The sequence below is a fragment of the Cohnella algarum genome, from assembly GCF_016937515.1.
GTDB classification, from domain to species: Bacteria; Bacillota; Bacilli; order Paenibacillales; family Paenibacillaceae; genus Cohnella; species Cohnella algarum.
Map to the genome: position 1 here is coordinate 4,941,172 of NZ_JAFHKM010000002.1, position 25,159 is coordinate 4,966,330.

General features: G+C 60.3%; 22 protein-coding genes and 1 pseudogene. 3 read left to right on the top strand and 20 right to left on the bottom strand.

Annotated elements, in window-relative coordinates; all coding sequences use genetic code 11:
* Positions 1-3: 3 nt before the first annotated feature.
* Positions 4-1,107: a pyruvate dehydrogenase (acetyl-transferring) E1 component subunit alpha gene (gene pdhA, locus JW799_RS22290; protein WP_080839569.1), complete on the bottom strand. Its 1,104-nt coding sequence runs from the start codon at positions 1,105-1,107 to the stop codon at positions 4-6.
* Positions 1,108-1,618: 511 nt separating this feature from the next.
* On the opposite strand from pdhA, the gene JW799_RS22295 reads away from it, so the two are divergent.
* Complete coding sequence (locus tag JW799_RS22295; protein WP_080839571.1) at positions 1,619-2,365, top strand: alpha/beta hydrolase; 747 nt, start codon at positions 1,619-1,621, stop codon at positions 2,363-2,365.
* A 278-nt stretch (positions 2,366-2,643) separates the two neighbouring features.
* On the opposite strand, the gene JW799_RS22300 is transcribed toward JW799_RS22295, so the two are convergent.
* Positions 2,644-3,123: a low molecular weight protein-tyrosine-phosphatase gene (locus JW799_RS22300; protein ID WP_205431749.1), complete on the bottom strand. Its 480-nt coding sequence runs from the start codon at positions 3,121-3,123 to the stop codon at positions 2,644-2,646.
* Complete coding sequence (locus JW799_RS22305; RefSeq protein WP_080840986.1) at positions 3,120-3,749, bottom strand: trimeric intracellular cation channel family protein; 630 nt, start codon at positions 3,747-3,749, stop codon at positions 3,120-3,122. The genes JW799_RS22300 and JW799_RS22305 overlap by 4 nt, the downstream gene beginning before the upstream one ends.
* 298 nt (positions 3,750-4,047) lie before the next feature.
* On the opposite strand from JW799_RS22305, the gene JW799_RS22310 reads away from it, so the two are divergent.
* Complete coding sequence (locus JW799_RS22310) at positions 4,048-4,713, top strand: thiamine diphosphokinase (protein WP_080839574.1); 666 nt, start codon at positions 4,048-4,050, stop codon at positions 4,711-4,713.
* Here JW799_RS22310 and JW799_RS22315 read toward each other — a convergent pair.
* The 16 genes from JW799_RS22315 to JW799_RS22390 all read right to left on the bottom strand — a co-directional run bounded on the left by JW799_RS22315 (position 4,710) and on the right by JW799_RS22390 (position 20,744).
* On the bottom strand, positions 4,710-5,486 hold the full coding sequence (locus JW799_RS22315) for an MBL fold metallo-hydrolase (RefSeq protein WP_205431750.1): 777 nt from the start codon (positions 5,484-5,486) through the stop codon (positions 4,710-4,712). The two genes, JW799_RS22310 and JW799_RS22315, sit on opposite strands and share 4 nt — an antisense overlap.
* A gap of 12 nt (positions 5,487-5,498) precedes the next feature.
* Positions 5,499-6,179, bottom strand: a complete 681-nt coding sequence (locus tag JW799_RS22320; protein ID WP_080839578.1) for a GNAT family N-acetyltransferase — start codon at positions 6,177-6,179, stop codon at positions 5,499-5,501.
* An 18-nt stretch (positions 6,180-6,197) separates the two neighbouring features.
* Positions 6,198-6,860 (bottom strand): GNAT family N-acetyltransferase, encoded by a 663-nt coding sequence (locus tag JW799_RS22325; RefSeq protein ID WP_080839580.1) that lies wholly within the window; start codon positions 6,858-6,860, stop codon positions 6,198-6,200.
* A 43-nt stretch (positions 6,861-6,903) separates the two neighbouring features.
* Positions 6,904-7,761 carry a carbon-nitrogen hydrolase family protein gene (locus tag JW799_RS22330; RefSeq protein WP_080839582.1) on the bottom strand — a complete coding sequence of 286 codons (858 nt, stop codon included), beginning with the start codon at positions 7,759-7,761 and terminating at the stop codon, positions 6,904-6,906.
* A gap of 117 nt (positions 7,762-7,878) precedes the next feature.
* Positions 7,879-9,228, bottom strand: a complete 1,350-nt coding sequence (locus JW799_RS22335; protein WP_080839583.1) for a sensor histidine kinase — start codon at positions 9,226-9,228, stop codon at positions 7,879-7,881.
* Positions 9,225-9,920: a response regulator transcription factor gene (locus JW799_RS22340; RefSeq protein ID WP_080839584.1), complete on the bottom strand. Its 696-nt coding sequence runs from the start codon at positions 9,918-9,920 to the stop codon at positions 9,225-9,227. Before JW799_RS22340 ends, JW799_RS22335 begins: the two co-directional genes overlap by 4 nt.
* Positions 9,921-10,068: 148 nt before the next feature.
* On the bottom strand, positions 10,069-11,649 hold the full coding sequence (locus tag JW799_RS22345; RefSeq protein ID WP_205431751.1) for a serine/threonine-protein kinase: 1,581 nt from the start codon (positions 11,647-11,649) through the stop codon (positions 10,069-10,071).
* Between the two features lie 179 nt (positions 11,650-11,828).
* A complete protein-coding gene (locus tag JW799_RS22350) occupies positions 11,829-12,854 on the bottom strand; it encodes a 23S rRNA (cytidine(2498)-2'-O)-methyltransferase RlmM (protein WP_205431752.1) in 1,026 nt (341 codons plus the stop codon).
* A 1-nt stretch (position 12,855) separates the two neighbouring features.
* The gene (locus tag JW799_RS22355; RefSeq protein WP_205431755.1) at positions 12,856-13,629 is read right to left on the bottom strand and encodes an ABC transporter ATP-binding protein; all 774 of its coding nucleotides are present in this window, start codon (positions 13,627-13,629) and stop codon (positions 12,856-12,858) included.
* Between the two features lie 96 nt (positions 13,630-13,725).
* A complete protein-coding gene (locus tag JW799_RS22360; RefSeq protein ID WP_205431756.1) occupies positions 13,726-14,049 on the bottom strand; it encodes a thioredoxin family protein in 324 nt (107 codons plus the stop codon).
* Positions 14,046-14,399 (bottom strand): cyclic-phosphate processing receiver domain-containing protein, encoded by a 354-nt coding sequence (locus JW799_RS22365; protein WP_205431757.1) that lies wholly within the window; start codon positions 14,397-14,399, stop codon positions 14,046-14,048. Before JW799_RS22365 ends, JW799_RS22360 begins: the two co-directional genes overlap by 4 nt.
* Positions 14,396-15,238 carry a deoxyribonuclease IV gene (locus JW799_RS22370; protein WP_080839593.1) on the bottom strand — a complete coding sequence of 281 codons (843 nt, stop codon included), beginning with the start codon at positions 15,236-15,238 and terminating at the stop codon, positions 14,396-14,398. Before JW799_RS22370 ends, JW799_RS22365 begins: the two co-directional genes overlap by 4 nt.
* Before the next feature lie 3 nt (positions 15,239-15,241).
* Positions 15,242-16,060, bottom strand: a complete 819-nt coding sequence (mutM, locus tag JW799_RS22375) for a bifunctional DNA-formamidopyrimidine glycosylase/DNA-(apurinic or apyrimidinic site) lyase (protein WP_080839595.1) — start codon at positions 16,058-16,060, stop codon at positions 15,242-15,244.
* An 86-nt stretch (positions 16,061-16,146) separates the two neighbouring features.
* Complete coding sequence (locus tag JW799_RS22380) at positions 16,147-16,983, bottom strand: HAD-IIA family hydrolase (RefSeq protein WP_205431761.1); 837 nt, start codon at positions 16,981-16,983, stop codon at positions 16,147-16,149.
* A gap of 99 nt (positions 16,984-17,082) precedes the next feature.
* A complete protein-coding gene (locus JW799_RS22385) occupies positions 17,083-18,456 on the bottom strand; it encodes a ribonuclease H-like domain-containing protein (RefSeq protein WP_205431762.1) in 1,374 nt (457 codons plus the stop codon).
* Entirely contained in the window at positions 18,453-20,744 is a 2,292-nt protein-coding gene (locus tag JW799_RS22390; protein ID WP_275901480.1) for a DEAD/DEAH box helicase, read from the bottom strand. The genes JW799_RS22385 and JW799_RS22390 overlap by 4 nt, the downstream gene beginning before the upstream one ends.
* A 493-nt stretch (positions 20,745-21,237) precedes the next feature.
* Here JW799_RS22390 and tlp point away from each other — a divergent pair, with 493 nt between their 5' ends.
* Positions 21,238-21,462, top strand: coding sequence for a small acid-soluble spore protein Tlp (tlp, locus tag JW799_RS22395; protein WP_205431763.1), 225 nt, complete (start codon positions 21,238-21,240; stop codon positions 21,460-21,462).
* 118 nt (positions 21,463-21,580) lie between these two features.
* Here the strand turns inward: tlp and metH are convergent.
* Positions 21,581-25,017 (bottom strand): annotated as a pseudogene (gene metH / locus JW799_RS22400) (methionine synthase).
* Positions 25,018-25,159: the final 142 nt, after the last annotated feature.

The window sequence follows — 25,159 nt, forward strand, 5'->3', positions numbered from 1 at the left end:
GATTTATTGGAAATCCGCTTTTTGCTGTTCCAGATTCGGCGGCGTTTGCTCGAACATCGAATCGATCAGGCCGGGGACGGTCATTTTCTCCGTTTGTTCGGCTTTCTTGATATGCTCGGCAACCGCGGCCTTCGCTTCTTCTTTCACGCGCGCGGTGTCTTCCTCGGACCAGAGGCCTTTGGCTTCCAGGTATTTGCCGAAACGCACGATCGGGTCTTTGAGCGCCCATTCCGCTTCTTCGTCCTTCGTGCGGTATTTGGTGGCGTCGTCGGACATCGAGTGCGGACGGAAACGATAGGTCAAGCCTTCGATCAGCGTCGCGCCGCCGCCTTCGCGGGCGATGTCGGCCGCTTCCTTCACGGCGGAAATGACGGCGAGCACGTCCATGCCGTCCACTTGCACGCCGCGGATGCCGGCTGCCAAAGCTTTATGGGCGATCGATTGGGCGCCCGTTTGCTTCGCGTAAGGCGTCGTGATCGCGTAGCCGTTGTTCTGAACGAAATAAATAGCCGGGAGTTTAAAGGAGCCCGCGAAGTTCAGGCCTTCATAGAAATCGCCTTCCGAGGAACCGCCGTCGCCGGTGTAGGCGATGACGACGTTTTTCTCGTTTTTCAGCTTGTAGCCCATCGCGATTCCGGTCGCGTGCAAAATTTGCGCGCCGATGATGATTTGCGGCATCAAGACGTTGACGCCTTCCGGAATCTGGCCGCCGTGCTGGTGGCCGCGGGAATAGAGGAACGCTTGGTACAAGGGAAGTCCGTGCCAGACGAGCTGCGGCATGTCGCGGTAGCCCGGGCAGATGAAGTCGGATTTCTCGAGCGCGTATTCGCTGCCGACCATCGTCGCCTCTTGGCCGGATACCGGCGCATAGAACCCGAGACGGCCTTGGCGTCCCAGATTGACCGCGCGGTCGTCCCACGTGCGGGTAAACACCATGCGATACATAATTTCCTTCAATTGATCGTCGGACAGATCGGGAAGACGTTCCGGGTTGACAACTTCGCCTTCCGGAGACAATATTTGCAGTGGAATCACATTTTCCGACCGCACCTCGTGCGCTTGAGCTTGGCCCGGCTTAGCCGGTGCGTCCAGAGAACCTTTACTCATTATCGATCACCTCGTCTTGAATTGTGGAAGAGGGCTTTCTGTTATAGAATTATTATAGCTCTGTTAGAGTCGATGGTCAAAGAAAAAAAGCCGTTTTTCCCCGATTTTACTTGTTTTTTATTCGTTTCATGTTTGTAGTACAGTTTGTTTTCATTACTATAACAAAATGATACAAACAAGCTTTAACCGTTGTGCTTACAGGAATAATCGACGGTTGCGAAACGGCGGGAACGAAAAACCGCGATGACGAATTTTCATGAATCGCGAACGGTTCGTCCGGCAAGTAAAATCGACTTCGCCGTTCCTTCGGACGGAGAATGTCGTTTTATCGGAAAAAATTCAGACAAGGACAGGTACATCTCCTTTCTGAATCGCAAAAAAACCGGCGGCGCCGCCAACGCGCAAAAAAGGACGCTCCTCCCTATGGTGTTCCCATACGCCGTGACGGCCATACTCGCGCGAGCGGCGTCCGATCCCGGAGCTGCCTATTATGGAAAGGAAGGTTGCAGCAATGAACGACTCCCATTTATTCAAGCGAACGATCGTCAGACACGAAGTGCCCAGCCGGATTTTGCCCGAAGGAAGCCGGGATATCCGCATCTATTTGCCGCCGGGCTACCAGGAGCTGCTCAGCTACCCCGTCGTCTACTGCCAGGACGGTCAGGATTTCTTTCAATTCGGCCGAATCGCGACAATCGCGCAAAAGCTGATCCTGGACGACGGCTGGGAGCCGTTCGTCGTCGTCGGCGTGGATGTCGACAAAAAAATCCGCACCTCCGAATATATGGCGGGAGGCGAGCGCAACGACGCGTACGTCCGCTTTTTCGCCGAAGAAATGCTCCCCTTTGTCGAAAGCAACGTATCCGTGCGAAGGACGCCGGACGAGCGCGTGCTTGCCGGAGATTCGCTGGGCGGTGCCGTCAGCTTGTCGCTTGCGCTGCGTTACCCTCAATTGTTCGCCCGGGTCCTTTCGTTTTCCGGCGCTTATTATGCGGGATCCGTCGCGGAAATCGTCAATAACGACAAGCTGGACGGCCTCGCCGTCTGGATGACGGTGGGCTTGCAGGAAACCGCGTTCGAATCCGACACGGGAACGTTCGATTTCGTCGCGCTGAATCGCGAAGCGAGCCGGCTGTTGCGGGACAGGGGCGCCTACGTCGATTACCGCGAGAAAGACGGCGAGCACAAATGGGGATTTTGGCAGGCGGAGCTGCCGGAAGCGCTGGCCGCTTTCGTCGGGCCGAACGCGCATATGTAGGCTTTTTGCTGCCATTTTGTGGTTAATCAACAGGCCTGGATTTCATCCAACCAATCGCCGCTTTACGAAAACGAAACACCGGAAACTAACCGATGGATCATACTTTCCCGGCTGCACACGAAAAAAACCGCCCTCCGCGCCGGCTATCCTGGCGCAAAGGGCGGTTTCCCTCCGGTCGGCCGGACCGTCTTCCTGCAACGTCCGGCGCATGGAGCCGCGCGAATCCTTACTCCTCATGAGGCGACCTTTGACCCCGGCGCATCGAGCCGCGCGAATCCCTATCCGTCCGCGAGCCGGTCTTTGACCCGCTCCAGCAGCCGCTCGCATCCGGCATCCACCATTTCGTATACCTCTTCGAAATTGCCGGTATAGTACGGATCGGGCACATCCGTTCCCCCCCGCTCCGGGAGCAGGGACATAAAGCGGATCACCTTGGCCGAAGCCGATCCCCCGACGATTTGCCGAATGTTCCTCTCATTGCTGGCGTCCATGGCGACGATCAAATCCCATTGACCGCCGTCTTCCGGCGCCAGCTGCCTGGCCCGCATGCCGTCGTATCCGATGCCGTGCCGGTCAAGCAGCCTTCTCGTTCCTTCGTGGGGAGGCTTTCCTACGTGCCAGTCCCCCGTCCCGGCCGAATCGATCTCGATGCGATCGTCCAGCCCCGCGGCCGCGACCCGGCTGCGAAACACCGCTTCCGCCATCGGCGAGCGGCAGATGTTGCCCAAGCAAACGAATAAAACGCGATATTTTTTCATGCTTCATATCCTTTCGAATAGCCGTGAACGTCCCGAATGCTACGTCTCGGCAGCTTCCAGCGGTACTGCACGGACAGCATCCTGAGCAGCACGACCGCGAAAAAAAGCGCGAGCAATTCCCACGTGCCGCCAAGCTTCCCTACCTCGATGGCAAAGCCGGCCGCCAGCGCCCAAACCGCGTAAATCTCGTCGCGCAAAACGAGCGGCTTCCTCCCCGCCATCAAGTCGCGAAGCATGCCGCCCCCGATGCCCGTCAGCATCGCCGCGACCATGACCGCGCTAAGCGGCAAATTCGCATTTTCGGCATAAAGCGCTCCCTGGATGGCAAAAGCGGCCAACCCGATCGCATCGAACAGAGCCTCGCTTTTGCGCCACCGCCGAATCCAGATTTCGGGAAGCATGAACGCGACGAGAATGGCGATCGCGGCCGTCCACAAAAACAACCCCTGGCTCCACAGTGTCGTGACCGGAATGCCGATAAGCAAATTGCGTATGACCCCGCCGCCGAACGCCGTCACGAGCCCGAGCACGAACACGCCGAGAATGTCGTACTCCTCCTCCATGGCGACGATCGCTCCGCTGACCGCAAAGGCGATCGTTCCGATGAAACTGAACAAAAAGAACATGTCTTCCAAGCGACGTTTCCCTCCGAGACATCCTCCAGCCGGATGCATAGTGAACGCTAAACGCACAATCCAAAGTCATAAATTGTCATTTCCAACCAAATACCCGTCGAAAAAACAAACATTCGAGCTAAAAAGGCGTGAAAATTATCGGATTTTCACAATCTCGACCTCTAGTATTGTACCTTTAACTCTCCGCTCCGGCAATGACGGATTTTGGTTAGCGATCGAAGGGAAGACGCGCTATACTGAAGGATGAACGGCAGCAACATCGATAACGGCAGGAGAGGACTGCGGCTTCATGACGAAACAAACGTTTGCCCGCGCGCTTATTTTCACGGGCGGCGCGCTTGACGATTCGGCGATTTCCGTCATCCGTCCGAACGATTACTTGGTCGGCGCGGATCGCGGGGCGCTTTTTTTGGCGAAACGGGGGTATCCGCCCCATCTGGCGTTAGGCGACTTCGATTCGGTCGGCGCCGAGGAGCTGGAGCTGATCCGCGACGCAGCCGGGGAGACGCGCGAATTCGACGCCATCGACAAAGACTGGACCGATACGGAACTGGCGTTGCGCGAGACGATCAAAAGAGGCTTCCGCGACGTCGTCATTATCGGGGGGCTCGGCACCCGGTTCGATCACAGCCTGGCCAACGTTCATTTGTTGAATACGGCCGCGGCTTGCGGCTGCAATGCGAAATTGACCGACGCGAACAACGAAATTCGCTTGCTGGAAGCCGAGACAGGCGGCGTCGAACGGCTCGAAGCGGACGATCGCTACCCTTATGTATCGCTGCTGCCGCTGACGCCTGTCGTAACCGGCATCACCCTCGACGGCTTCGCCTATCCGCTGGACAACGCTACGCTTGCGATCGGGATGTCGCTTGGCATCAGCAACAAGCTGGCCGAGGACAACGGCACGATCCGGATCGCAAGCGGCAAGCTGCTTATAATCCGCAGCCGGGACTAGCCGACCCGAACGGCCAAGCCCGCGAGGGCGAGCCGGACGTTAGCGGGCAGCCCGTAGTCCCGGCGGACATCGATATCGTGCGACAAATGGGTAAAGATCGCTTGCGCGGCCCCTACTTCCCGCACCAGATCCAACCCTTCCTTCACATCGTAAAGCGAACGGGTTTCCGCGGGAAACGGCTCCTCGTAAAAGCTGGTGCCCAAGACGAGCAAGGACAGACCGCGCAGCGGCTCCTTCTCGGCTGGCGAAAGATCGAACGAATCGGAGCAATACGCCCAGGCATAGCCGGTCTCGCGTTGATCGAACCGGTAGGCGTAGGCGAAGCCGTTTTTCCCGTGATTCACTTTCCACGGCGTGATGCGCCAGCTTCCGTACGTCATCCCCCCGTCGTTCGCGATCATGTCGAGCCGCCCCCCGAGCCACGGAAATCGCCGGACGATTTCATCCAGCACTTCGGCGGGCGCAAACAGCTTCGCCGTCTCTTCCCGCCACCGGCACATGTCGGACCAATCGACAAGACCGCCGATATGGTCGAAATGCGCATGCGTGATCAATCCCTGCGTAACCCGGCGAACGCCGAGCCGCTCCATTTGGGCGCGGAAATCGGGACCGCAATCGAGCAAAAGAGGCGACTCGCCTTCGCATTCCAACCAGACGGCGGAACGAAAGCGAACGTTGTCCCCGGTTGTCCGGGCTTCGCCGCATACGTCGCAATCGCAATAGACGCGCGGCGTGCCCATCGAATCGCCGTTGCCCAAAAACGTAATGTTCATCCGCTTCTTCTCCTAAATCGGCAGCAGCCGGACGTGTTCCGTCCGCTCGAGCGAAGCGACCATATCCGTCCATTCCCGAGGCTTGTTCGGCAGCGCCGAATAGTACCAGCGAAGAAATCCGGCGACAAGCGATGACGGAACCGACTCCGCGGAATCGTCGGCCGGCCGGAAGCAGAAATCGAGCCCGCGAACCGCTTTGCCTTCGTGATCCCAGGACGGGTGCACGTAGTCGAAATCCAGCTTGCGGAAGCCGATATGCGACAGCACCTCGCGCCGCACCGCCGGATGCATCGGCTGCACGCCTCCGAACGCAAGCTTCGCGGTCTCCGCTTCCGACGGGTTGTAAATTTCCGCGAACGTGCCGAGAGACTGCGTCCCGGATTCCCGCTGCAGCCGCGCCAGATCCTTCTCCCGCTCCGTGAGCAAAAACCGGCCGATGCCATGGCCGGAACGCCCGATAATCGTAAAATCGACCATCGCCACGCGAAATTCCGGCCGGTAGCGGTATTCCGTCGCGCCGACGACCTCGCCGTCCAGCAGCGCGGCATAAACGTGAATCGAAGGATCCTGCAGCGGCTCTTTCCACAGCTCGAACGCCAGCACTTCCTCCGGGGGAAACACGTTGCCCATCAATTCGTGCATTTTGGCGAAAACCGGGTCTTCCGCCGATGTAATCCGATAGTAGGTAAGCATAGCGTTTTCATCCCTTCTTCATTCGTTCCAAAATGGGTTGCGCCATTCCATAAGCGCCGCGCAATTGGCCGAATCCTCATCTTCCAGGTATTCATGCGCGACTCCGACGGGCACTCGACCGCAGCGCAGCAAAAAGGTCAGCACCGGATCCTTCAGGCGGCCCTGCGCGACCTGCTCCACGTACTGCTCCGGGGTCCATCGGTCCGCTACCGCGCGATACCCGGGCATGCGGCCGCCGCCCAGCAGCCTCCGGCATCCGAGAAACACGACCGTTTCATACATCGACTGCATGAGCCATTTGCCGAGCCCGAACTTGCGGTAAGCGGGGGCAACGCAAATATCGACGATGTAAAGCGTGTCGCCGTCCGGTTCGTGGTTGCGAATGTAGCCCTCGTCCGTGACGCTCGCCCAATCGTGGCGTTCTTCGTCCCGCAGCGTGCGCCTGAGCGCCGTCATCGACCCGACGATCCTTCCATCCATCTCCACGCACAATGCGCCTTCGGGAAACCGCGAGACGTGCTCGCTCAGCTGTTCCTCGTTCCACCATAAATCCGCCGGAAAAGGAGGCGGAAAGCTGGCCGCCTGCACTTCGATCAACGCGTGAAAATCCGGTTTCGCATAATTGCGGATGAGCGCGGGCTTCATCGTTTCGCCGTCGGTCGCGATCCATTTTTTCCGCATGGAAATCAACCCCTTTCCGTTGAAAAACGCGGCGCCCGACCGGTCAGTTCCAATCGGCGTACAGATCCGTCCGGCGGTCCCGCCACGTCGTCACCGAACCGGCCTCGCGGACGCCGGCGAGCAGCGACAGATCGAGATCGCCCGTCACCAGCATATCCGCGTTGATTTCGCCTTCGGCGACGATGCCGCCCGGCGGAAACGGAATGTCGTTCGGGGCGATGATCGCCGCCTGTCCGTAATTGGCCCGCATAAAATCGACGCGTCTCAGCGACCCGACGGTTCCCGTCGTTACGATGTAGATTTGGTTTTCCACGGCGCGCGCGTGGCAGCAGTACCGAACGCGGTAAAAGCCGTGCCGGTCGTCCGTGCAGGAAGGGCAGAACACGACGTCGGCCCCCTTGGCCCGCACGATCCGGACGATTTCCGGAAATTCGATATCGTAGCAGGTGAGCAAGCCGATTTTGCCGAACGGCGTATCGAACACCTGCACGCCTTCGCCGGGCGAAACGTTCCAGGCTTCCTTTTCGGTCGGCGTGATATGCAGTTTGTCCTGTTTGAACACGGTGCCGTCGGGAGCGAACAGAAAAGCGGTATTGCGGAGGCTTTCGCCCGCCTTCGTCACGTGCGTGCCGGCGATGATGTACATGCCGTATTCGCGGGCTAGCCCTTCGAACAGCCGCGTATAGGCGTCCGTATATTCCGTCAATCGTTCGATCGGCTGACCGTTTCCCGTCTCATCGCCGATCGCCAGCAGCGGCGTCGTCATAAATTCCGGAAACAGGACGAATTCGGCGCCGTACTCCGACGCGTTGCGCACGTAATGCTTGACTTGCTCCTCGAATTCGCTCCAGTCCCGAACGTCCCGCAGCGCGAACTGCACGGCGGATACTCTCATTTTCATAAGGTCCCATCCTTTCCTGTACCTAATTATAGTTCAATTGCGGCGCCGAGCAACTTTTTCCTTTTGCCGCAAATAAAGAAAACGCCTCCCCGGCAACCGCCGCCGGGAATGACGTTTTTACACGTGTCGCGGCAGCTTGATAACGATCGTCGTCCCGCTGCCGGATTTGCTGAATACCTCGATCGTCCCTTCGTGCAATTCGATGATGCGCTTCGCGATGGACAAGCCCAGCCCGCTGCCGCCCGTAGAGCGGTGACGCGCTTCGTCGACGCGGTAAAACCGTTCGAACAAAAACGGGATTTCGCTTTCCGGAATGCCGATTCCGTAATCGGTCACTTCCAGCTTGACGGTATGCCGCTCATGGCGGATGCGCACGTCGATCGGTTCTTTGCTGTACTTCATCGCGTTGTCGATGATGATCTGCAAAATTTGCCGGATTTTCTCCTTGTCGCCGACCATTTGCACGGACGACGCCGAAGCGTGGACGCGAATGTCGCGGTGAAACGCGGTGCCGAGGACGCCCGCCAGATCGCTGACGACGCCGACAAGCTCAAAGCGTTCCTTGTTCAGCCACTCGCCCTGATCGGCTTCCGCCAGCGCGAGCATCGACCTTGTCAGCCGTTTCAGCCGCTCGGTCTCCGCGGCGATCGCCTCGATGGCCTCGTCCCGGACTTCCGCGTTGTCGCGCCCCCACCGTTTCAGCATGTCGGCATAGCTGCCGATGACGGTGAGCGGCGTTTTCAGTTCGTGGGAAGCGTCCGCCACGAATTGCTTCTGCCGCTCGATCGTCCGGTCCAGCCGATCGATCATCTGATTGAACGCGCGAATAAGCTGCTGGAGCTCGAGCGATTCCTCGCGCCCCATCTGGACTTTGTGCAGCTTGCCGCTTCGGTCGATTTCCCGCATCGTCTGCACCATCTGACCGATCGGGCCGGTCAGGCGCGAGGTGAACCAGTACGTTCCGAAAATCGCGAACACGATGGCGCCGACGCTCGTTACGCTAAGCGTGCCGAGCAAAATTTGCAAATAGCTGTCCAGCGAGGTCAGCCGCCGCGCCCCTTCGACGACGCCGACGAAATCGCCCTGCTCGTACAGCGGCACGGACACGTAAAGCACCCGCTGCCCGTTCAGGCGAATCGTTTCCGAGCGCATGACATTGCTTACGTTCTGGGATATCGTCAGCAGCTCGGGGTCCCCGATTCGGTTGACGACCTCCAGCTCCTTCGTCACGATGCGAATCATTTCGTTGGAGTTGTACATGTCGCCGAGTACTTTCGGGTCCTCCAGGTCGGCCATGTCGTTTTTCCGGAGCGTTTCCGCCACGAGGTCGGTTTTGTTCGCGATGACCTGCAGCTCCCCGCGGGTCGCCACGCGAATGACCAGAAAATAAACGAAAATATTGTACAATAGCAAAATAAAAATAAACCAGAATACGGTAAAAAGCGTAAACCGCGAACGAAGCGTCATGCGTCCGGCTCCTTCAGCATATAGCCGACTCCCCGAACGGTGTGGAGCAGCTTATGCCGGTATCCTTTGTCCATTTTTTGCCGCAAGTAACGGATGTAGACGTCGACGACGTTCGTATCCCCGATGTACTCGTAACCCCAAACGTCGGACAAAATTTCTTCCCGCGTTTTCTCCTCGTTTTTGAAGCGGGCCAGGTAGAGCAGCAGTTCGAACTCGCGCGGGGTCAAATCGATCGCATGATCCTTGCGCGTGACTTTGCGGGTAATCAGTTCGATCGTCAAGTCGCACACCTTGATGACGTCTTCGCTTTCGCCTTCGCGGGACGCCTTGAAAATCCGCAGCAGGTTCCGCACCCGGGCAAGCAATTCCTCCATCGCGAACGGCTTCGTCACGTAATCGTTCGCTCCGTGTTCGAAGCCGCTCACTTTGTCCGGAACGGTATCCCGGGCCGTCAGCAAAATGACCGGAACGGCATGATCGTTTTGTCTCAAGCGCCGCAGCACCTCGATGCCGTTGAGGCCGGGGAGCATGACATCGAGAAGCACGAGATCCCAGCCGCCCTCGATCGCCATTTCCAGGCCTTTTCTTCCGTCGTTGGCGCGGCTCACTTCATAGCCTTCATGCTTGAGTTCAAGCTCCAGGATGCGCGCGATGCTGTCTTCGTCTTCGATAATCAAAATGTTCTCGCTCATCGTTTCACCTCGCAGCCAAGTGGGATATATTTATCGCTTGTTTCTGCATATTTACATTCATGCCAAAATGGCCGGCATTCTTTATTGTAACACGCCGGGCTCCATCCTTCGACGGCTGACGGCGAATTGGCCGAAAATGGAAGGCCGGTCAGCGGGATTTCGCGGCTCGCTCCGGGGCAAACAGCCTGGCGATCAGGTCGTCCCATTCGCTGTCCTCCCGCCTTCCGGACAAGCGCGGTTCGCCGTCCCAAATCGCACGGACGACCGATTCCGCCTGGAGCTGCGGCAGGAAAACGGACGGCCGCTTCGGAAACAGGCCGAGCCACTCCTTCCGCGCGGGAAACGAATGGTCCCGATTGGCGATCCAGGCGGCAAAGACGCCCCGCTCCGAAGCCGCCGCCTGAAGGTTCGCGCATGCCTGCTGACGGCGTTCGCTCCATTTGGCGGGCATGCAGTCGGCCACCAGCAGAATGGAATCGGCGGTCCGAACCAGCCAATCGGAGGCGCCGGCGAAGTCCCAGCGGCTGGACACGTCCACAAGGACGATCGGAGTCCCCAGCTTTCGAAGCCAGTGGGCGAAAGCCTCCTCCGGCCGAGCTTCGGACGTTTGCCGCGGATGCAGAGGAAAATAATGCGCCGTTCCCTCCCTCCAGGCGGGACGTACCGGCCGCTCGCCGGCGGGATCCGCGAACGCCGCCCGCCCCGGCATTCTCCTGCCGCCGTCCAGTCGCGGAAACAGCTCCGGATCGCCGCCGGGACATTCGACAAGAGCATGGGAGGCGCCCAGCTCCGACAACCGGGCGGACAAATCCAGCGCCGCGGTCGTCGCCCCCGCTCCCGGATAGGCGGACACGATGGCGCATACGGCGACGCCGTCCCGGGCCCGAGCCGAAAGGTTGCCCGTTTCCGCATCGAGGGCAAACGACTTCAATTCCTTCAGCACCTGCGCCGCGCTTTCGGGGCGTTCCCGCGGATCGTCGGCCAGCAGGCGCTCCAGCCATTCCGCGAACAAGGGCGGAACCGCCGCGCGCAGCAGCCTCATCCGGTCGGCCGGCAACCGGCGGATGGCGTAATCCCCGCCGGTCAGCATATGGTAGGCCAGCGCTCCGAGACCGTAAAGATCCGTCCGGAAATCGGACTGGCCGCCCCGCAGCTGTTCGGGCGCGGCGAACCAGGGCGTCCCCAAGCGAAGCGTATCCGACGCGGCTTCGGGACGGTAATGCCTGGCGATGCCGAAATCGACGAGAACCGCCCGCCCCCGTCCGTCCACGATAACGTTCGCCGGCTTCAAATCACGGAAAACGACGGGAGGCTCTTGCGCATGGAGGTAACGGAGCACCGAGCCAAGCTGCTCCATCCATCCGAGCACCGTCGGAAACGGCAGTCCCGAGCCGTGCCCGGCCAATATCGCCTCGAGCGTTTCTCCCGCGATATAATCCATGACGATGCAGGCTTCGCTGCCGGCGTCCGCCGGGAAATAATCGACGATGCGCGGCAAATTCGGATGCTCGAGCCTCGCCAGCATGCGAGCTTCGGCGATGAACCATTCCCTTTCCTCGGGCAGCGGGCGCGTAAATTTGAGCGCTCTCAGCTTTCCGTCCAGGCGCCGGTCCTCCGCCAAATAGACCGATCCCATCCCTCCGCGCCCGATTTGCGATACGATCCGGTAACGTTCGGCGAACAGGCGGTCCGGTTCGGTTGATTGCGGTTCGAAAGGTTCTGCCATCATTTTCGACGCTCCCTATCGTTATAAGTTTCGAACGGGCCGGCAAATTTAAGTCCGCCGCCCTGACCGATTCGGCTCGCGTTCACCAAATCGACAAAAAAAACCGCGCCCGAAGCTGGCGGCCGGCTTTCGTTCAAAAGCCGCCGAGCTTCTGGCGCGGGATGCTTTCCCGGCATGAACCGTTATGCTCTGCGTTTTAACCACATTGTAACTTCTTCGCGATTGTGAAACAACTGTTTGATCCTTCGAATGTCGAACGTTTTCGCGTATTCTTCCGCAAGCTGCGAAATCGTCTGCAAAGGTTTGCGGTGCATCAGCTTCAACGTCACGATCGCCGACCCCCCCGGAACGAGCGCGGGCGCAAGGCCCGAAACGATGCGGCACGTATGCCGGGGATCCCAGCTCATATCGCTTACGAGCAAATCGAACGCGCCGGGCGGAAACGACAGCTCGGCCGCATTGCGGCGCAAGTGCGCAAGGCCCGGATGGCCCGCCAGCGAATCCGCCATTTCGGCCGGATCGACCGCCGTGACGTGAAGCCCCCGCTCCAGCAATACCGACGTCCAGCCGCCGGGGGCGGCGCCCAGATCGAGCGCGCGGGAGAAACGTCCGAGCGGCAGCCCGAACGTCCGCTCCGCTTCCAGCAGCTTGAAGGCGGCGCGCGAGATCAGCCCCTCCTCCCGGCGGAACCGAACGGCGCCGCCCGGCCAGTCGGACAAATTATCCTCCGGAGCGGACAAGCCCATGTAAAGCGACTTTTTCGAGGCGTATACGGACAAGATCCAGCGAGTATCCCGCGCGGCGACTTCCGCTCCGGCCGCTTCGAGCGCCGGCCGCATCAAATCGCGGCCTTCGGCCGAGCCGAACGGAAACGGGCTGTCCTGCGATTTGCGGACCTGCACGGCGACGGTCGCGCCACGGACGCGATCGGCGCAGGAAGCCGCGAAGCCGATCATCGTTTCGGCGATCGAATCCGCGTCTTCGCCCAGCGCCGACTCCGCCTCGACCGGAAACAGATGCCGCAGAAAGATCGGCTCGTCCCGTCGGAGCTCCCTGAGCCACTCGTCCGGCGTCCGGCTCGGGCAGCCGATCCGGAACGTCTCGCCCGGCGCGATTCCCGAAACGGCAACCTCCGGATGCTTGCGCTTGAGCTCGTCCATCGCGTAAGGAGCGAAACCGGGATTGGCCGTTCCGATAAAATCCATCATCCTAACGTTCCTTTCCAACCTGAATCCAGGGGCGTTCGTCTTGCCAATCGACTTTGACGTCGAGATCGTAGGCGATGCGCAGCAGCTCGGTCGTCAGCACGTCCCGCTTCCGCCCAGAAGCGACGATGCGCCCTTCCGCCATTAACGCCACATGGGTGAACATCGGCGTAATCTCTTCGATATGATGCGTCACGTACAGCATCGACATGCTCCGGCGGGACAAGCGTTCCAGCGAGTCGAGGAATTTTTCCCGTTCGAACAGATCGAGGCCGGCGCAGGGCTCGTCCAAAATGAGCAGCCGCGGATCGGCCATCATCGTGCGGGCAAGCAGCGCTTTCCTGCGTTCTCCTTGCGACAGCGTCCCGAACGGCTGCTCGGACAGATGGGCGAGGCCGACCCGCTCCAGTTCTTCCCGCGCCCGCTCGCGCACGTCGTCCGACACCGCCTCGTAAACGCGCAAATAGGCGTTGGCCCCGCCTGCGACGATTTCCCACAGCGGATCGCGAAGCGTCAGCTTCTCGATGAGCGTCGTCCCGATATAGCCGATCTTTTTTCGCACTTCGCGAACGTCGACCTGACCGTATCGGTTGCCCAGCACGTCGACCGTCCCCGTCGTCGGAAACATGTAGCCGGTGATCATTTCCAGCATCGTCGTTTTGCCGCAGCCGTTGCGTCCGAGCAGCACCCACTGCTCGCCTTCCTTGACCGTCAAGTCGACTCCCCGCAGAATATCCCTCTGGCCGCGTCGAAGCGTCAGCTGCTTAAGTTCGATCATCTATTTCCTTCCTCTCCCCAATTCCAGGTACGATTGCGTTGCGGTCCGAAGAAGCCTGCCCGCCCAAGGCTTGACCGGCGGAGCAGGCATTGCTTCTTACAGCGCCTTGATCCGCAGCGGGCGGAGCAGCTCGACCAGCTCCTGAACCGAACCGAAGCGGTACGCGTTGCGTGCTTCCCCTTTGCGTTCCCATAGAAGCAGGCAAGGAACGCTCTGAATGCGGAACCGTTCGGCCAATTCCGGCATGACGTTCAAGTTCGCGGCGGCAATCGGCAATCCCGGAAGCACCTCGCAGGCCACGCCCAGCATCCGGCGGGCAACCGAGCAGGTTCCGCAAAGAGGCGTATGCACGAAAAGCGCGAACGGAGCCTCCGCCGCTTCCAGTTCCTTCCTCCATGACGCCGCGTCCCATTCCTTCATGCCCCGGCTCCGCCCTCGGCTTGCCGCGCGGCTGCCTCGAGCACGGACGCCGGCATCGGGCCGTCGTGCACGATGACGGCTGGCGGCTCGGCCTCGCGCAGCGCGCGGATCATTTGGGCCCTGCCCATCATGCTGGAGGAATGCACGTAGACCTCCTTCGGGTATATCGCGCGAGCGATCATCGCCTGCACGACCGCAAGCCCGTTCGGTTCGCCGTAGCCGAGCTCAAAATCGAGCGAAAGCAAATTGACGTCCTCCTCGGCAAGGAGCAGCAAGCACTCGTCTGCCGAACGGGCGGCGACGAATCCTTTCGGACAAGGCCGGACGTCGTCCAAAAACACGTTGATCATTCGGTATCCCCCACAATCGCCAGCTCTCGTACCCGCTCAATTTGCCTGCGGTGCGTTCCGTCCTCGTCCGCCGGCGTCTCCAGCAGAAGCGGCACCCGGCGGATTTCGGGCGTCCGGAGCAGGTTGGCAAAGCCCTCCGCGCCGATTTCCCCTTCGCCGATCCGCGCGTGCCGATCCCGCCGCATGCCCGCCGGATATCGCGAATCGTTCAAATGGACCGCGGCAAGATGTTCCCAGAATCCGGCCTCACGGCCCCTGGCGACGAACTCGTCCCAATCCGGTCCGCGCCAGTGGCCGCTTGCGAACAAGTGGCACGTATCGAGGCAAAATCCGATCGCTTCCGGCCGCTCGCACAGCTTGCGGACCGAAACGAGCTCTTCCGGGGTCGTCCCCATCTCCCCGTGGTCGCCGGCCAAATTTTCCAGCAGCACCTTTGCCGTCCCGTTCCACTGCCCGAGAACCTTGTTTAACCATTGTATGATATGGGTGTAGCCGAGCAAAGGGTCTTTACCCTTATACATGCCGAAATGAACGACGACCCCGATCGAGCCGCAGGCCTCGGCGATCGCCAAATCGTTCAGCGTGCTGCGGGCCATCTGCTCCGCTGACTCCCCGTCCGCCGCCGGATTGACCGGATAGGGGCCGTGCGCGACGGAAACGACCCCGTTATCGCGGCACCATAACGCGCAGCGCTGCGCTTCGGCGCGGTCAAACGCTTTGAGCTGCAGGCTGCGCGGGTTTTTCGGAAAATACTGAAAGGCGTTGCCGCCCATCGCCGCGGCCGTTCGCGCCGCTTCCCGGTATCCCCGCCTCGTGCTCACATGGCTGCCGACAAACATGCGTCAATGCGTCCCCTGGCAGCTCGGACAGTAAAACATTTTGCGCGAGGAAATCGTCGCAAGCTGAATCGTGCCGCCGCAGCGGGGACACGGCTCTCCCTCGCGGTCGTAAACCTTGCATTTATCGTCGTAGCCGCCGGTCAGCGTGTCGTTCGCGGTCAGCTTTTTGTCCATGTAGCCGCCCTCTTCGGCAGCCTCCGTCAGCACTTTTCGCATCGCATGATAAACGTTGCGTTTCGTATCGTCCGTCAAGGACGCAATGTCGGCGAACGGAACGACGCCGGCTTCGAAGCAAATTTCGTCGGAATAGCAATTGCCGATGCCGGCGAGCCATTTCTGGTCGACGAGAGCCGGCTTCAGCTTGCCGCGCTTCTTGGCCAGCTTCAGAACGAACGCCTCTTCCGTAAGCCGCGGATCGAACGGCTCCGGGCCGAGCTCGCGAAACTGCTCGATTGCCGCCTTGGCCGTTATCCGGTGAAGAAACCCCAGCCGAAGCCCGCCGAAAAACAACCGGTTGCCGTCTTCGAGCGCAAAGACGACCTGGAACCGGGAATCGTCCTTTTCCGCTTCCGTTCCGTAAACCAGATATCCGCCGAGCATCAGATGCAGCAGCAGCCGGTTGCCGTCGTCCAAATGGAACAGCAGGTATTTGGCGCGACGCTCCACGAACATGATTTTACGGCCGGTCAAAGCGCCGCGAAACGTTTCTTCGGGTTCGTTGATCGTTTTTTCGCGGTTGACGTCGACGTTCACGATCGTCTGACCGCATACGAGAGGCGAAAGCAATCGCCGATAAGTTTCCATCTCCGGCCATTCCGGCATGTTGAAGTCATTCCTTTGCTTTATGTTGTAAAAGTATGTAGTCCCCGTCGGAACGAAGCGTTCCGAACTGCCGGCGACCGCCCAAACTATCGATCGTTCGCTATCCAATCCGCCAGCTGATCGAGGTCGGCGCATACGCCGTCGGGCTTGACGTCCGCGTCCTCGCAGCGGATTCTCCAATCCGCTTCCGAGCACAAGCCGGTCAGCACGAGCACGGTCGGACTGCCGGCCGCCTTTCCGGCGGCAATATCGGTATGGGGGTTGTCGCCGATGACCCAGGCGTCCCCCGCGGATACGCCGGCACGGGCCAAGGCGTAATCCATCAAGATCGGAGAAGGCTTGCCGACGACGGTCGGCTTCGTGCCGGAAGCCGCCTCGAGCAACGCCGCAATGCTTCCCGCGCCCGGCAGCAAGCCGGTGCCCATCGGGAGCAGCCGATCGGGGTTGGTCAGCAAAAACGCCGCGCCGCGCAGCAAATGGCGCACGGCGACGGTCAGCCGGTCGAACGTGAGGGCGCGATCGATGCCTTGAACGACAAGCCGGGCGTCCGTCTCGTCCGCTTCGTCCAACAGCCGCAGCCCGGCTTCCCGAAGCGCCTCCCGGATCCCGTGCTCGCCGACGAGAAAGACCGGCGCGCCTGGATAATGCCGCTTGGCATATTCGGCCGCGGCCTGGGCCGACGTGACGACTTGGCCGGCAGACGCCGGAATCCCCATTTTATTCAAATGGTCCGCGACCTGTGCCGGCGTTCGCGTCGAATTGTTCGTGACGAACCAGCAAGGCAGGCCGATTTCCTCCATTTTCGCGATGAGCCTGTCCGCTCCCGGGATCGGCGTATCCCCTTTGTACAGGGTGCCGTCCAAATCGAACAGCAGCGCCTTGGGGAGCGTCCGTTCCGGCGGTCGAATCGGATATGCTTCCATGATGCCTGACTCTCCTAACTTGAAAAAATCGGGAACCGCGGTCCGTTCTTCCTACAATACCCCGATTGCGGGGAAAATGACAAGGGAACGGCGTTAAATTTAACCCCGATTTAACCCCGATTTACGCCTGAGCCGCTCGATTCTCCGCTGCAGCTCTTCCCGTTCCTGCCGGCTCCGGGCGGCGCCGCCCGCCGCAGGCGGTCGGCGAAGCGCCAGGTCAAGAGCCCGCTCGGCCAGCTCCAAAGCGCCTCCGTAATCTTTAAGCCGATGCTCGTAATGCATCGCCAGCTCGATATGGGCGTCGTACGACGGAATCGCGGCCCGCTCGGCGCGTTCGGCGGTCCGCCGCCACAGCGGAACGGCCAGGTCGAACCGGCCGAGGCGCTTGTAATGGGCGGCGACCGGGAGCCACCACCGGGCGGTTTGCGGTTCCTCGCTCGCGGCGAGCAGGGCGTACAGCCGGGCCGATTTTTTCGCGGCGCCGTGCGTTTCCAGCCATGCCGCCGTCCGGTACAGCTCCTCGGCCCCGGCCGGCGCCTCGAAATCGTCTGCGCCTTCCTCTTCCCCGTCTGCCAGCAGCGCACCGAAATGAACGGCCAGCGTCGCAAGCGTCAGCACGTCCCGCTCGTTATGCCGGTAAACCCCTTGCAAGCCATCGGCGTCGCCGTCGTTCAAAAACTGCATGTACAGAGCCGGAGCGAGCGAACCCGGTACGTCCTCGCCCCTGTCGATTTCTAGTTTTTCCTCTTCGATCCGGCTTAGTCGGCACGATTCGAGCGTATTGCGCCACAGCGCCCGGCAAGGGTGAAGAAAATCGAGATGGCCCGGCTCGGGACCGGTCCGCCTCCATCCGTTCAAAATAAACCGGTTGACGAGAACCGGCCAATCGAACGTGCGCCCGTTGTACGTCGCCAGATGCGTGCGGTTCGCCATTCGCCCGGCCAAGTAAGCGAGCATGGCCCTTTCCTCGCCGGGATGCCGGATGAGCGTTTGTTCGACGACGAACCGCCCGCTATCCGGTTCGATCCAGCCGATGCCGATCATGAACGGGACATTGCCGGCTCCGATGCCGAGCCCCGTCGTTTCGGTGTCGAGAAAAAGCAGCCGCTCCGGCTCGATCGGCCGATGGAGCACCGCTTCGTTCTGTTTGTTTTGCCGATCGGACACCGGCGCCAGGTAGCGCGCTTTCGCCTGCAGCTCGCCGAGCGCGTAGCGCCCGTGGCGGAAATGCAGCGGGTATTCGATTTTTCGCAGCAGAAAGCTGCCGTGGGCGTTGGTCTCTTCCGTCACGCCAAGACGGATGAACGCGGGATGCAAAGCCTCCGTTTCCGCTTGCCGTCCGCTTTCATATGTTTCCGCTCCCGCTTGCCGCCCGCTCACGTACGCTTCGGCCGCCGAGGCCGACCCGGTCGACGCCGCGGCTGGCGATTGCGGGCGCAGCCGCAGCAGGCGCTCCCTCAGTCCCCCGCTCACGTCGCCGCACCTTCCTTCGCATGGGCGAGCAGCTTCTGCGCGAGCTCCTTGCCGAGCAAGCCGACTTCCTCGATCGGCCCGACGCAAGCCGGGCAACCGCTCATGCAGCCGCAGCCGGCCATCAGTCGCCCGGCTTCGGCAAGCAGCTCGTCGTGCTTCTCGTACAACCGCTGGCTGAGGCCGATGCCTCCCGGGTACCGGTCATAGAAAAAAATCGTCGGCCGCTTCGAGTGCAGCGCCTTCACCTGCGGCACGACCCGAATGTCGAGCGGGTCGCACATCAAATGAAGCGGAGCGAGATGCACGAGCACGTTGGCGAGTCCGAGCAGCGCCATCTGCATGTCGTTGGCGGACAATCCCGCCTCGGCTTCTTCCGCGAACGAAAACCAGTAGCCGCTCGTGTGCAGGTTCTCCTCCGGCAAATGGATCGGGCCCGAGCCGATATTTTCATGCGTGCGCATGCGGATTTTTTTGAAAATCGTCGGGCGGCTCGTGACGGCCACTTCCCCGTACTGGCGCAAGAGCCGGCCCGATCGGCGCTCCAGGTCGACTTGCAGGACCTTCAGCTCGATCGCCATGTTGGCGTCCGTGAAGTAATCGACGTCGACCTTGCGCACGTACGCTTTTTTCTCCGGATAATCGAGCTTCTCGACCTGGTACTGCACGCCTTCGTGCAAATAGATCGCTTCCTCGTGAATAAGCGTCGGGGCGCTGAACCGGTCGACTTCGCCGATCACCTTGTGGCCTTCGGTCATGTCGATGATGACGAAATTTTCCTGGGCGGCCGACCGGAGCGATATATTGTTGGCGGGAAAAGCCTGCTCCATCCAATACCAGCGATCCCCCGTTTGATGCAGCACCTTCTCCTCGGCGAGAAATTCGAGCAGGTCCGTCAGCTTCTCGCCTCCGAACTTGTCGCCGGCCTCGAACGGCAGCTCGTAGGCGGCGCATTTGACATGATCGAGCAAAATCAGCAGGTTGTCGGGATGAATGCGCGCCTCTTCCGGCGGCCTTCCCAAAAAATAATCCGGATTCTGGATCAAATACTGATCGAGCGGGTTGCTGCTGGCCACCAGAAACGTGACCGAGCTCGTATGCCTGCGCCCCGCCCGCCCGGATTGCTGCCACGTGCTCGCGATCGAACCGGGATACCCGTTCAGCACGCACGCCTGCAGCTGGCCGATGTCGATGCCCAGTTCCAGCGCGTTCGTGCTGACGACGCCCCGGATTTCGCCGGTGCGCAGCCCGTGCTCGATTTCCCGCCGGAGCTTGGGCAGGTAGCCGCCGCGATAGCCGCGAATCGATTTCGGTCCGAGCTCCCTTTTGACCAGTTCCTGCAAATAGGTCAATAAGATTTCCACTCTCACCCGGCTGCGCGCGAACACGATCGTCTGGATGCCGCTTTTCAGCAGCAGCGCGGCCAGCCGCTGGGATTCGAGCACGCTCGATCTGCGGATGCCGAGCTGCCGATTGACGACCGGGGGATTATAAAACACCATATGCTTCTCGCCGGACGGCGCCCCGTTGTCGTCGACGAGCTCGACCGGCTCGCCGACAAGCCGTTCCGCGTGCTCCTTCGGATTGCGGATCGTCGCCGAGGCGCACAAAAACTGCGGATCGCTGCCGTAAAACTTGCAAATCCGCTTGAGCCGGCGAATGACGTTGGCGACGTGGCTGCCGAACACCCCCCGGTACGCGTGAAGCTCGTCGATGACGATGTACTTCACGTTCTCGAACAGTTTGACCCATTTCGTATGATGCGGCAATATGGCCGAATGCAGCATGTCGGGATTGGTGACGACGATATGTCCCGCGTTGCGGATCGCCTGCCTGACGGTCGGCGGCGTGTCGCCGTCGTATGTATGCGTCTTGATGTCCGCCTCCATCCGGTTCGCCAGCTCCTGGAGCTCCGCGACCTGATCCTGGGCGAGCGCCTTCGTCGGAAACAGGTACAGCGCCCGCACGCTGTCGTCGGCCAGCAAATGCTGAAGCACCGGCAAATTGTAGCACAGCGTCTTGCCGGACGCGGTCGGCGTGACCGTCACGACGTGCTTCCCTTCCCGGACCGCCCGGTAAGCCGCCGCCTGATGCGTGTACAGCTCATGGATTCCTTTGCTCCGCAGCGCTTGCTCCAGCTTCGGAGCAAGCCGCTCGGGAAACGGAACCGTTCGCGCTTCCCTTGCCGGCTGCGTATGCCAATGCGTCACGTTTGCCATGATTTCCGGGTGGCTTCGCAGCATGTCCAGCCACTCTTCCACCGTCGCCGCTTTCCCCGTCCATGGATTCATGTTGATTTCTCCCCCGCCGTTCGTTCGATATTTCCCATTGTACAGAATATACGTTCGCACGGCAACGCATCCGCGAGGATAAAGCTTTGTCGAATCGAACGAATTTGCCGACAGAAGACCGCAGGCGGGAATAAAAAAACTCTATTTTCTGACTATTCCGACACCGGATGTCGGGTCCTGCGCTTTCCCGGGAAAAGTTTTATTTCCTCGCGATCCCGAAAACGCTTAAACGATCCTCATGTCCCTCCAGCGCTCTCGTTTCCGCCCCTGTAAGTCCCCTTCTTTGCCGCCACGCGTCCGCATTACCGCCCAAGCAGTCCATCCAGTCCCCTTCTTAGCCGTCTGCGCTCCTTATCATCCGAATCGAACGATACATCGTTTCCTCCGACCGCTCTTTCCGCATAGAACGCGAAGCCATTAGTTATCCTATCGACGGGAAGCAGCCGCTTCCGAATCGATAACGAATCCATCACGACGGGAGGATGCACAAGCGATGGCAAAGCCGGACGACCGTTCCGATAACGTGGAGCATTTGCAGGAAGCCGTTCAACATACGATCGGCAATCTCGAGGAAGCCGAGGATTATTTGGCCGAGCACGCGGAGGAAATCAGCCCCGAAGAGGCCGAATCGATTTCCGACAAAAACGCGCGCCGGCGCAACAGCATCGAGCGGTACCGCAGCGAAATTAAAGACGAAGCGGAAGCCGGAGACGAGTAACGAACGTCCCGAGGGGCGATCGCTCCCCATTTATGCCCGCCCCCAAAAAAAGCCCCCGATCCTCAGCCTGCGCCTGAAACGCGCGGCGGCATGGGATCGGGGCATTTATTTTATGGCATTAACTTTTATCGACGTTAAAATATTTCGCTTCCGGGTGGGCGAACACCATGGCGGAGACGGAAGCTTCCGGCTCCATCATGAACCCTTCCGTCAGCTCGACGCCGATATCCTCCGGCTTCATTAAGGCGAACAGCGGCCCTTGATCTTCCAGGTCGGGACAAGCCGGATAGCCGAACGATACCCGAATGCCCTGGTACCTTGCGCCGAACCGCTGCTTCATCGTCATTTCCGCCGGGTCGGGGAATCCCCACAAGTCGCGGATGATCTGGTGTACGCGTTCCGCAAGCCCCTCCGCCACTTCCAGCGCGGACGCGGAAAGAGCATGGGAGCGCAAGTAATCGCCGCTCTTTTTCCACTCTTCGGCCTGCTCGCGCGCGCCCGGGCCGGCCGTGACGACCATGAAGGCGACCGAATCCATGATGCCGCTCTCGACCGATTTCAAAAAGTCGGACAAACACAGATAGGGCTCCACCGCTTGGCGCGGGAACGTGAACCGGTGCAAAATCCGCGAGCGGTCTTCCGGATCGTAAACGAGGATGTCGTTGCCCTCCGATTGCGCCGGGAAAAACCGGTACATCGCCTGGGGCTTCATCCAGCCTTCCTTTTCCGCATTCAGCAGGATGCCGTCGACCGTTTCCTTCAGTTGAACCGCCTTTTCGTCTCCTTTGGCGAGAAGCTCGTCGACGTTCCCTTTGAGGCCGAGGTGATGTCCCATCAGCATTTGCAGGTTGACGTACGGCAAAATGTGGGACAGCGGATAGTCGCGCAGCACATGCCGGTCGTAGTCCGGCGGCGAGAACACCGGCGCATCCGGCGAAATGTTGGACCGCCGCGCCCGGGTCAACTCCGGCTGCTCTTTTTTCTCCTCGTCCGCAAGCGTCAGCGTCGCCAAAGCGGCTTTATGCTCCTGCACCATTTGCTCGCGTTGTTCCGGATTGCTCAGCTTGTTGGCCAAATCCAGGCCGTCCATCGCGTCTTTGGCGTAAAGCACGATGCCGTCGTACTCGGGGCGATGCGCGTTTTCGTGAATTTCCGCGTCAACGCCGCCCCGCCGACGAGAATCGGCGCGTCGATGCCCGCATTGCGCAAATCCTGCGCGGTGAGCACCATCTGCTGGGCGGACTTGACGAGCAGGCCGGAAAGGCCGATCGCGTCGGGCTTCTCGGCCCGGTAGGCTTCGACCAGCTGCTCCGGCGGCACCTTGATGCCCAGGTTGACGATTTTGTACCCGTTGTTCGAAAGAATGATTTCGACCAGGTTTTTGCCGATATCGTGAACGTCGCCTTTGACCGTGGCGAGCATGATTTTGCCTTTGACGGCGGAATCGGCCTTTTCCATATGCGGCTCGAGATAAGCGACGGACGCCTTCATCACTTCGGCGCTTTGGAGCACTTCCGCCACGATCAGCTCGTTGTTGTTGAACAGCCGTCCGACTTCCGTCATGCCGTCCATCAGCGGGCCGTTAATGATCTCGAGCGGGCTGTACTTGGCCAGGGCCAGGTCGAGATCGGCAAGCAGGCCGTCCTTGCTCCCCTCCACCACGTATCCGGCCAGGCGCTCCTCCAAGGTCAAATTTTCGGCCTTCGCCTTTTTCTCGACTTTTTTGTCGCGGAACGCCGCCACGAACGCCGCAAGCGTCTCGTCGTTCGTGTTGTACAGAAGTTCCTCCGCAAGCTGCCGCTCCTCCGCCGGGATGGACGCGTAGCGCTCGACTTTCTCGGTGTTGACGATCGCGTAATCCAGGCCCGCTTTCGTGCATTCGTAGAGGAAAACGGAATTGAGCACTTCCCGGCCCGCCTCGGGCAAGCCGAACGAGATGTTGCTCAAGCCCAAAATCGTATGGCATTTCGGCATCGCTTCCTTGATCAGCCGGATGCCTTCGATCGTTTCCTTGGCGGAACCGATATATTGCTCGTCGCCCGTCCCGACGGGGAACACGAGCGGGTCGAAAATGATGTCCTCTTCCTTTAAGCCGTACTTGTTCACGAGCAAATCGCGGGACCGGACGGCCACCTCAAGCTTGTCTTCCCGGGTGATCGCCTGGCCGCGCTCGTCGATCGTGCCGACGACGACGGCCGCTCCGTACCGGTGAACGATCGGCATCACCTTCTCGAATTTCTCTTCCCCGTCTTCGAGGTTGATCGAGTTGATGATCGATTTGCCCTGAATGTACTTGAGCGCAAGCTCGATAACCGCCGGGTCGGTCGTGTCGACCATGAACGGGGCTTTCACCTTTTTCGTGACGAATTCGAGAAAACGCTTCATGTCCTCCGCTTCGTCGCGGTCCGGGTCCTGCACGCAAATGTCGATCACCTGCGCGCCGCTTTTCACCTGGGCGCGGGCAATTTCGGAAGCTTCCTCGTACTTGCCTTCCGCGATGAGCCGCTTGAACTTGCGCGAGCCCAGCACGTTCGTCCGTTCGCCGACCATATAGGGCCGGCCGCCGTCCTCCACGTATACCGTCTCGATGCCGGATACGGCCGGAGCGTGCGCGCCCTCGGGCTTGCGCGGCGCGACGTCCTTCATCGCTTCCGCCATGGCGGCGATGTGGGCCGGCGTCGTGCCGCAGCAGCCGCCGGCGACGTTGAGCCAGCCCTGCTCGGCGAACGCGCGGAGCTTTTTGGCGAGCGATTCCGGGGACTCGTGGTAATTCCCGTTTTCGTCCGGGAGTCCGGCATTCGGGTAGCAGCTGACCGCGCGGTCGGCAATGCCCGCCAGCGTCCGGATGTGATCGCGCATAAATTCCGGGCCGGTCGCGCAGTTCAGGCCGACCGAAATCGGATCGAGGTGCTCCAGCGAAATGTAGAACGATTCGATGCTTTGGCCGGCCAGCGTCGTCCCCATCGGCTCGATCGTGCCGCTGATCATGACCGGAACTTTGCGTCCCGCGGTTTCGAACGCTTGCCTGACGCCGATGCCGGCCGCCTTCACGTTAAGCGTATCCTGGCACGTTTCGATCAGCAGCACGTCGACGCCGCCTTCGAGCAGCGCTTCCGTCTGCTCCCGGTAGGAAGCGACGAGCTGATCGAAGGTGACGCCGCCCGTGACGGACAACGTCTTCGTCGTCGGTCCCAGCGCGCCCGCGACGTAACGCGGTTTGTCCGGCGTCGAATGGCGTTCGCAAGCTTCTCTAGCGATTTTCGCCGCGGCCAGGTTGATTTCCCGCGCTTTCTCGGGAATATCGTATTCCGCGAGCACGACGCTGGTCGCGCCGAACGTATTCGTCTCGATAATATCCGAACCCGCGGCCAAATAAGCCTCGTGGATTTTGGCAATGACGTCCGGCCTCGTAAGCACGAGCATCTCGTTGCAGCCTTCCAGCTCCTCGCCGCCGAAGTCTTCCGGGCCGAGATTTTCCTGTTGAATCATCGTGCCCATTGCACCGTCGAGTATCAAAATGCGCTTGGCCATCTCCTCTTGCAAAGACGGCTTCATATACGTTAAAGTCATAATTGGGCGACTTTCCTCCATCTGAAAAAATCGTTAACCTTTATACTACCAGAATCGGATGAACTCGGAAAGATGCTCGTATCACGTCGACAGGCGGCGAACTTTGGTTTATAATACAATTACTCTA

Bases quoted from the DNA above. Each gene is read 5' to 3' on its own strand.
- JW799_RS22380 (WP_205431761.1), bottom strand. From the start codon at position 16,983: ATGGAAGCATATCCGATTCGACCGCCGGAACGGACGCTCCCCAAGGCG.
- JW799_RS22295 (WP_080839571.1), top strand. From the start codon at position 1,619: ATGAACGACTCCCATTTATTCAAGCGAACGATCGTCAGACACGAAGTG.
- mutM (WP_080839595.1), bottom strand. From the start codon at position 16,060: ATGCCGGAATGGCCGGAGATGGAAACTTATCGGCGATTGCTTTCGCCT.
- JW799_RS22390 (WP_275901480.1), bottom strand. From the start codon at position 20,744: ATGAATCCATGGACGGGGAAAGCGGCGACGGTGGAAGAGTGGCTGGAC.
- tlp (WP_205431763.1), top strand. From the start codon at position 21,238: ATGGCAAAGCCGGACGACCGTTCCGATAACGTGGAGCATTTGCAGGAA.
- JW799_RS22330 (WP_080839582.1), bottom strand. From the start codon at position 7,761: ATGAAAATGAGAGTATCCGCCGTGCAGTTCGCGCTGCGGGACGTTCGG.
- JW799_RS22340 (WP_080839584.1), bottom strand. From the start codon at position 9,920: ATGAGCGAGAACATTTTGATTATCGAAGACGAAGACAGCATCGCGCGC.
- JW799_RS22360 (WP_205431756.1), bottom strand. From the start codon at position 14,049: ATGAAGGAATGGGACGCGGCGTCATGGAGGAAGGAACTGGAAGCGGCG.
- JW799_RS22315 (WP_205431750.1), bottom strand. From the start codon at position 5,486: ATGAACATTACGTTTTTGGGCAACGGCGATTCGATGGGCACGCCGCGC.
- JW799_RS22350 (WP_205431752.1), bottom strand. From the start codon at position 12,854: ATGATGGATTTTATCGGAACGGCCAATCCCGGTTTCGCTCCTTACGCG.
- JW799_RS22325 (WP_080839580.1), bottom strand. From the start codon at position 6,860: ATGCGGAAAAAATGGATCGCGACCGACGGCGAAACGATGAAGCCCGCG.
- JW799_RS22320 (WP_080839578.1), bottom strand. From the start codon at position 6,179: ATGCTTACCTACTATCGGATTACATCGGCGGAAGACCCGGTTTTCGCC.
- JW799_RS22355 (WP_205431755.1), bottom strand. From the start codon at position 13,629: ATGATCGAACTTAAGCAGCTGACGCTTCGACGCGGCCAGAGGGATATT.
- JW799_RS22370 (WP_080839593.1), bottom strand. From the start codon at position 15,238: ATGTTTGTCGGCAGCCATGTGAGCACGAGGCGGGGATACCGGGAAGCG.
- pdhA (WP_080839569.1), bottom strand. From the start codon at position 1,107: ATGAGTAAAGGTTCTCTGGACGCACCGGCTAAGCCGGGCCAAGCTCAA.
- JW799_RS22310 (WP_080839574.1), top strand. From the start codon at position 4,048: ATGACGAAACAAACGTTTGCCCGCGCGCTTATTTTCACGGGCGGCGCG.
- JW799_RS22300 (WP_205431749.1), bottom strand. From the start codon at position 3,123: ATGAAAAAATATCGCGTTTTATTCGTTTGCTTGGGCAACATCTGCCGC.
- JW799_RS22305 (WP_080840986.1), bottom strand. From the start codon at position 3,749: ATGTTCTTTTTGTTCAGTTTCATCGGAACGATCGCCTTTGCGGTCAGC.
- JW799_RS22345 (WP_205431751.1), bottom strand. From the start codon at position 11,649: ATGATGGCAGAACCTTTCGAACCGCAATCAACCGAACCGGACCGCCTG.
- JW799_RS22365 (WP_205431757.1), bottom strand. From the start codon at position 14,399: ATGATCAACGTGTTTTTGGACGACGTCCGGCCTTGTCCGAAAGGATTC.
- JW799_RS22335 (WP_080839583.1), bottom strand. From the start codon at position 9,228: ATGACGCTTCGTTCGCGGTTTACGCTTTTTACCGTATTCTGGTTTATT.